This window comes from Pseudomonas edaphica, from assembly GCF_005863185.1.
In the GTDB taxonomy this organism is placed as follows: domain Bacteria; phylum Pseudomonadota; class Gammaproteobacteria; order Pseudomonadales; family Pseudomonadaceae; genus Aquipseudomonas; species Aquipseudomonas edaphica.
In genome coordinates this window covers 1-6,893 of record NZ_VBVZ01000331.1, presented here as the reverse complement: position 1 = coordinate 6,893, position 6,893 = coordinate 1, and the positions used below count along the sequence as shown (strand labels likewise).

Sequence of the window (6,893 nt, the reverse complement as noted above, 5' to 3'; positions counted from 1 at the left end):
ATGCCTACACCAGCGCGCTGGGCCGGTCGTTGCGCCTGTCACGTCAACTGGAGGCCGGCATGGTGATCCTCAACTCGGGTTCTGTGGGCACGGCGTCGGTCCCGTTTGGTGGCATCAAGCAGTCCGGCTATGGGCGTGAAGGCAGCTATTACGGGATCGAGGAGTACGTGCACGTGAAGTATGTGTTGATGGCGGGGGCGCAGTTCTAAGCCCTCTCACCCTCCAAAAGCCAGTGCCTGCAAGGTGCTGGCTTTTCTTTAGGCTGGATTTGCGCACGCCACACGCGGATAGTTCGTCCCACTGACAGGACAATAGGTTGACCATGCAAGACCTCAACGACCTCTACTACTTCGCCAAAGTCGTCGAAGCCGGCGGCTTTGCGGCGGCCGGCCGGCTGCTGGGGATTCCCAAGTCACGGCTGTCGCGGCGCATCGCCGAACTGGAAGAACGCCTTGGCGCCCGCCTGTTGCAACGCACCACGCGGCAATTGACCCTCACTGCCGTCGGCGAGCGCTACCTGCGCCATTGCCAGGCGATGCTGCTGGAAGCGGAAATGGCCGACGAGGCCGTGGCCAGCATGTCCAGCGAACCCCGCGGGCGCCTGCGCGTGAGTTGTCCGGTGGGCATGGCGCAGCACATGTTGCCAGGCATCGTTGCCGGCTTTCTCGCCGCTCACCCACTGGTGCAGCTGGAGATGACACTGGTCAACCGACGCGTCGACCTGGTGGCCGAAGGTATCGATGTGGCCCTGCGCGTGCGCGAGTTGGGCGATGAAGACCCGTTGCTGGTGACCAAGCGCCTGCGCCAGGCCCAGACAGTCTTGGTGGCCAGCCCGCAGTTCCTGCAAGGCCGCCAAATCAACACCCCGGACGATCTCAAGCAATTGCCGGTACTCGCTGCGCTTGAGGCCGATCGCCTGGTGCACTTGCGGTTGATCGACCCGCAAGGCAATACCGAAAACTTATCCATGGAAGCGCGCCTGGGCATCGACGACTTTATCGTGCGCAAAGCCTGCGCCTTGCAGGGCCTGGGCTTTACCCTGCTGCCAATGATGTATTGCGAAGAGGAGCTGGCCAGCGGCCAATTGGTGCAGTTGCTGCCGCAATGGTCTTCGCCGGGCGGCTGGTTGCAGGCGGTCTACCCGCACCGCCGTGGCGTGTTACCGGCGATTCGGGCCTGGATCGACTATCTGGAAGAAGCCTTCAAGGGTTGCGGAGACCGTTTGCTATGAAGATGAGCGAAGCACAAGTCGCGGCATTCTGCCTGGGCCTGCCCGGCGCGCGGGAAGACTACAAGTGGGGCGGCGTGCGCGTGTTCTCGATTGCCGGCAACAAGATGTTCGCCCTGCAGAACCTGCGCGGTGACTCGCTGGCGTTCAAGGTCGACAAGGAGCTGTTCCTCGGCCATGTGGACCGCCCTGGCATCCACCCCGCGCCGTACCTGGCGCGGGCGCAGTGGGTGATCATGAACACGCCCTACCCGCTGGGCGCCGAGGAACTGCGTGGCCTGTTGCAGCGCTCGCACCAGTTGGTGGTAAGCAAATTGCCCAAGCGCGCGCAGGTGGGACTGAAGCTGGATTGATGGTTCAACGCGCAAACGGCAGTGCGCGCTCAATGGCCATCGCCGCCCCCAGCGCCAAATGCTCGTGCCAGGCCCGTGCAACGATCTGTACACCCACCGGCAAACCCGAGTCAGCAGTACCGGCGCGCACCACCACACAGGGCCAGCCGGCCAGGCTGTATGGCAGCGTATGGCTGAACAACCCTGGCCGGGCGGTGCCCAGCAGCGGCGCCGGGGCCGCGTCAACCGGGCACAGGATAATGTCGTAGTCCGCCATGAACCCCAGCATGGCACTGCGAAACTGATCCCAATCCGAGAGCAACTGTATCGCCTGTGCCCCGGAGCCTTTGCCCATTGCCCAGTAGCGCTCGGTAATATCGCGAGCATTACGCAATGCCGAAGGGAACGCCTGACGGACCACGGCGCCCGCACCTGCCAGCAGGTCGGCAGCCACCTGCAGCGTGACCTGGGTACACGTGTCTACCGGTTCGATGCCGCCCTCGCTGTACCAGGCGACGCGCAAACCATTCAGTGCCTGTGGAGGCATATCCGGCAGCGGCATTGGAATCACCCCACAATCGTGCCCATCCTCACCGGCGATCACCCGGAACACCAGGTCCAGGTCTTCGACATGCCGGGCCATCGGGCCGATCTGGCTGCGGCTATCACTCAACCCACCAGGGTGATCGAAAACCCCGGTGTTGGGCACCCGGCCCGTGGTGGGCTTCAAGGTACTGACTCCGCAAAAATGCGCCGGTATGCGCAGGCTGCCACCGGAATCGCTGCCCAGTCCCAGCGGCGAAAGGCCGGCAGCCACCGCAGCAGCTTCGCCACCGCTGCTGCCGCCGGGGCCATGGGACAGCGCATGGGGGTTACGGGTAGCGCCGTAGACCGGGTTATCGGTCACTCCACCGCCACCGCCCGGCGGGCAGTTGCTTTTACCCAAAAGAATGGCGCCGGCCGCTTTCATGCGCGCCACTGCAACAGCATCGTGCTGAGGACAATAATGAGCCCGATCAACCAGACCCGCTGCCGACACCACCCCACGGGTATCGAAAACATCTTTGACCGTGAAGGGAACGCCCTGCAACACGCCGCCATACTCGCCTTGGGCGATAGCACGATCAACCGCCCAGGCATCGGCCAACGCCGTATCGGCACAGACCTGCACCAGCGCGTTGACCGAGGGGTTGAGCGCCTCGATACGCGCAAGGTAAAAGCTGACGATAGCGGTGGAAGTAAACTTGCGCTGTTGAATCAGCGCTGCAAGCTCAGTTGCCGAATGATGGAGCAATGAATCTGAAAAAGACATTCGTGTGGGCCCCGTGCGCTCAAGTGCCCGAAGCATAACGCGAGCCTGTTGCCGGTTTACAGGGCCGTCTGGGTAAGCTGCCTCCCGCAATCGCGTAGGAAATATCCCAGACGCCTCAACACTATAAAACCGAGAGCAGCGTGCCGCCCAGGAACAGCTGGTCCAGCCAGAACACTTGGTGCAGCAACACAATCACCCAGAACAGCACCTGATACGACACCTTGCGCGTCTTGTGGCGAAACACCTGCTGGGCAATCAGCGCCCCCGGCCAACCGCCCGCCAGCTCCACGGCATGCAGGATATTTTCGCGCACGCGCGGGCCTTCGGCTTGGGCCTTGCGTTTGTCGCCCCAGTACAGGAAAAACGCCACCACGCTGACCACGCCATAGGCGGCCAGCGGGATCAGCGTCTCGCCGCGATGCCACAACAGTGCCGCGCCAGTCAGCGGCGCGGCGCACAACAAAACAAAGATGAACGCCTTCAAGCGCGGGTGTTGAATGCTCATGGCTTGACCGCCGTCCAGTCGATCCAGCCAAACTGCCAGGTCGCCAGGATCACCAGGCCAAACGCAATCCGATACCAGGCAAACGCCGCGTAACTGTGGTTGGCGATGAACTTGAGCAACGCCTTGACCGCAATCATCGCGAAGATGAACGAGGTGACAAAGCCGATGGCAAACACCGGCACGTCATCGGGCTGGAACAGGTGACGGTACTTGTAGCCCGAATACACCGCCGCGCCGACCATGGTCGGCATGGCCAGGAAGAACGAGAACTCGGTGGCGGTCTTGCGCGACAGGCCGAACAACAGGCCGCCGATAATGGTCGCGCCGGAGCGCGAAGTGCCTGGAATCATTGCCAGGCACTGGGCCACACCGACCTTGAGCGCGTCTTTCCAGGTGATCTCATCCACCGTTTCAGCGTGCACTGCATGTTGGCGGCGCTCGGCCCACAGCATGATCACCCCGCCCACCACCAGCGCGGTGGCCACCGTGATCGGGTTAAACAGGTAATGCTTGATCAGGTCGGCAAAAATCACCCCCAACACCACCGCCGGCAGAACTGCGATGATCAGGTTGACGGTAAAGCGCTGGGCGTTGCGCTGGGTCGGCAAGCCGATCACCACGTCGAGGATCTTGCGCCGAAACTCCCAGACCACTGCGAGGATCGCGCCCAGTTGAATAATGATGTTGAACGCTTCAAAGCGTTCTCCGCCGAAGCCGATCAAGTCGGCGACGATAATCTGGTGCCCGGTGCTGGAGATCGGCAGGAACTCGGTCAGCCCCTCCACCACGCCAAGAATCAATGCCTGTATGGCGGTCCAAAAATCCATGTATCCCCCAAAGGTCATGCGCTGCGGCATGCCTTGTCTGTCTTTTTAATGTTCACTGACCACGTGCAATCGTGATGCGCTGCGGATTTTCACCAGCCGTGCGCAAAAATTTCGTGAAAAATCAGGGAGTACTCAGGTTTTTCGATTACAGGCCGAAAGCCTATCAGACAAGCTGGAATTGTCGATGCAGCACACAATTATAAAAAGCACGGAGTGACAGGACGATGAACAGTTTGCGCAGCATGTCGATCAGCCGCCGTCTTTGGCTGATCCTGATAGTCGCCGTGTTGATGCTGCTAACCTTGGGGCTGTTGATGCTAAAGCAGATCCATGGCGACCTCTACCAGGCCAAACGCCAGCAGACCCAGCACGTGGTGCAAACCGCCAGCGGCGTGCTGGCTTACTACCAGAACCTTGAAAAAACCGGCGTTCTCACCCGCGAGGCCGCGCAACAGCAAGCCCTCAGCGCAGTCCGTGGCTTGCGCTACGACCACGATGATTACTTCTGGATCAACGACCTGACGCCCGTGATGATCATGCACGCGGCCAACCCCAAGCTCGACGGCCAGAACCTCTCGGCCATCCGCGACCCGGACGGTTTTGCGGTGTTCAATGAATTTGTGCTCCTGGCCAAGGCCAAGGGCGCCGGCATCGTCAACTATCGCTGGCCCAAACCGGGCGCCGACGCGCCGGTGGAGAAAACCTCGTATATCCAACTGTTCGAGCCGTGGGGCTGGATTATCGGCTCGGGCGTGTACGTGGACGATGTGCAGGCCGAATTCACCGGCCAGGTGTGGAAAGCCTCGTTGATCGGCCTGGGCATTGCGCTGCTGATGGCGCTGTTGGTGATCCTGATCGCGCGCAGCATTGTGCATCCATTGCAGGCGGCGGTGAATGCCATGGGCAATATTGCCAGCGGCGAAAGCGACCTGACCCGCACCCTCGACACCCACGGGCGCGACGAGGTCACTCAATTGTCGCAGCACTTCAATAGCTTTACCGCCAAGCTGCGCCAGGTGGTCGGCCAATTACAGGAGTGTGCCAACGCGCTGGGCCAATCTTCCACGGAACTGGGCACCAATGCCAGCCAGGCCCACGACCGTAGCCAGCAACAATCCCATCAGATGGAGCTGGTGGCTACCGCGATCACCGAAGTGACCTATGGCGTGCAGGACGTGGCAAAAAATGCCGAGCATGCCGCCAGCGAAATGCGCGACGCCCAGGCCCAGGCGCAGCAGGGCCAGGTGAATATCGACGGCAGCCTGCAACAGATCGACCAGCTCTCCAGCACCATCAGCCAGGCCGTGGAGGTGATCCGCACGCTGTCCAGTGAAAGCACACAGATTGGTGGTGTGCTGGAAGTGATCCGTTCGATTGCCGACCAGACCAACTTGTTGGCCCTCAACGCCGCCATCGAGGCGGCGCGTGCCGGTGAACAGGGTCGCGGGTTTGCCGTGGTCGCCGATGAAGTGCGGCTGTTGGCCCAGCGCACGCAGAAATCCACCGCCGAAATCCAGGTGATGATTGAGCGCCTGCAAGGGCATTCGGAAGCGGCGGTCAAAGTGATCAGCGACAGCCACAGTGCCTCGCAACTGACCATTGAACAAGCTGGCCAGGCAGGTGCGAGCCTCACCGCCATTGGCCAGGCGTTGCGTAACCTCAATGGGCTGAATGCCTCGATCGCCAGCGCGACCTTGCAACAGGCGCACGTGGTGGAGGATATCAACCAGAACGTCACCCAGGCGGCGGGTTTGTCCCACAGCACGGCGCTGGCGGCGGAGCAGTCCAGTGTGGCGAGCGCGCATTTGCGTGGGTTGAGTGAGCAGCTTGGAGGGTTGTTGCGCCAGTTCAAGATCTAGCACTCATGCTCGTTCCCACGCTCCGCGTGGGAACGCCGCCACGGACGCTCTGCGTCCAGGCCTGACGCGGAGCGTCAGGGGATGCATTCCCACGCAGAGCGTGGGAACGAGCATTCCTCCCTCCCACCATCTTGGTTACAATCACCGCCCTCACCCACTCTCCCAAGGAACCGCCATGTCCGGGCTTGAATTGTTCGCCGCCGCCCTGGGGGTGATCGCTGTCTGGCTGACGGTCAAGCAAAACCCTTGGTGCTGGCCCATCGGCCTGGTGATGGTGCTGCTCTACACCTGGGTGTTCTTCGACGTAAAACTCTATTCCGACATGCTCCTGCAAGTGGTCTACGCCGCCCTGCAACTCTACGGCTGGTGGCAGTGGACCCGCGCCGGTGAGGTCGCGCAGGGTCGCCAGGTCACCAGCCTGGGCTGGTCCGCGATCATGGTCAGCCTCACCGTCGGTGCCGTGTTCAGTGGCCTGCTCGGCGCCGCCATGGCCCACTGGACCGATGCCGCGCAACCCTGGCTCGACGCCGCACTCACCGGTTTCAGCCTGGTGGCGCAAATGTGGATGGCGCAAAAACGCGTGCAATGCTGGCCGCTGTGGATCGCCGTGGACGTGATCTTCGTCGGCCTGTTCCTCTACAAAGGCCTCTACCTTACCGCCGCGCTGTATGCACTGTTCACCGCGATCGCCGTACAAGGCTGGCGTGAATGGCGCGCCGACCCGGCGTTGCACGCATGAAAGTGGTGGTACTGGCCGGCCCCGAATCCAGCGGCAAAAGCTGGCTGGCCGCGCAACTGCACGCCCGTTTCGGTGGGTTGATGGTGGGTGA

General features: G+C 61.9%; 8 protein-coding genes and 1 pseudogene. 6 read left to right on the top strand and 3 right to left on the bottom strand.

Annotated features, from left to right (window positions below; genetic code table 11):
- From FEM54_RS20370 to FEM54_RS20360, 3 genes are all read left to right on the top strand, one after another.
- Positions 1-209, top strand: a 209-nt coding sequence (locus FEM54_RS20370; protein ID WP_138452681.1) for an aldehyde dehydrogenase family protein, incomplete at its 5' end; no start/stop codon positions are given.
- Positions 210-322: 113 nt separating this feature from the next.
- Complete coding sequence (locus FEM54_RS20365; RefSeq protein ID WP_017138819.1) at positions 323-1,231, top strand: LysR substrate-binding domain-containing protein; 909 nt, start codon at positions 323-325, stop codon at positions 1,229-1,231.
- On the top strand, positions 1,228-1,581 hold the full coding sequence (locus FEM54_RS20360) for an MmcQ/YjbR family DNA-binding protein (RefSeq protein ID WP_017138820.1): 354 nt from the start codon (positions 1,228-1,230) through the stop codon (positions 1,579-1,581). Before FEM54_RS20365 ends, FEM54_RS20360 begins: the two co-directional genes overlap by 4 nt.
- 4 nt (positions 1,582-1,585) lie before the next feature.
- Here the strand turns inward: FEM54_RS20360 and FEM54_RS20355 are convergent, their stop codons facing one another.
- From FEM54_RS20355 to FEM54_RS20345, 3 genes are all read right to left on the bottom strand, one after another.
- Complete coding sequence (locus FEM54_RS20355) at positions 1,586-2,872, bottom strand: amidase (protein WP_138452679.1); 1,287 nt, start codon at positions 2,870-2,872, stop codon at positions 1,586-1,588.
- A gap of 121 nt (positions 2,873-2,993) precedes the next feature.
- Positions 2,994-3,377: a DUF1294 domain-containing protein gene (locus FEM54_RS20350; RefSeq protein ID WP_017138822.1), complete on the bottom strand. Its 384-nt coding sequence runs from the start codon at positions 3,375-3,377 to the stop codon at positions 2,994-2,996.
- A complete protein-coding gene (locus FEM54_RS20345; RefSeq protein ID WP_053256232.1) occupies positions 3,374-4,204 on the bottom strand; it encodes an undecaprenyl-diphosphate phosphatase in 831 nt (276 codons plus the stop codon). The genes FEM54_RS20350 and FEM54_RS20345 overlap by 4 nt, the downstream gene beginning before the upstream one ends.
- A gap of 224 nt (positions 4,205-4,428) precedes the next feature.
- On the opposite strand from FEM54_RS20345, the gene FEM54_RS20340 reads away from it, so the two are divergent.
- The 3 genes and pseudogenes from FEM54_RS20340 to FEM54_RS20330 all read left to right on the top strand — a co-directional run.
- The gene (locus FEM54_RS20340; protein ID WP_138452676.1) at positions 4,429-6,063 is read left to right on the top strand and encodes a methyl-accepting chemotaxis protein; all 1,635 of its coding nucleotides are present in this window, start codon (positions 4,429-4,431) and stop codon (positions 6,061-6,063) included.
- Positions 6,064-6,238: 175 nt separating this feature from the next.
- Positions 6,239-6,802 (top strand): nicotinamide riboside transporter PnuC, encoded by a 564-nt coding sequence (pnuC, locus tag FEM54_RS20335; protein ID WP_017138825.1) that lies wholly within the window; start codon positions 6,239-6,241, stop codon positions 6,800-6,802.
- A pseudogene (locus FEM54_RS20330) lies at positions 6,799-6,893 on the top strand (AAA family ATPase); the annotation flags it as partial. The gene pnuC and the pseudogene FEM54_RS20330, both read left to right, overlap by 4 nt.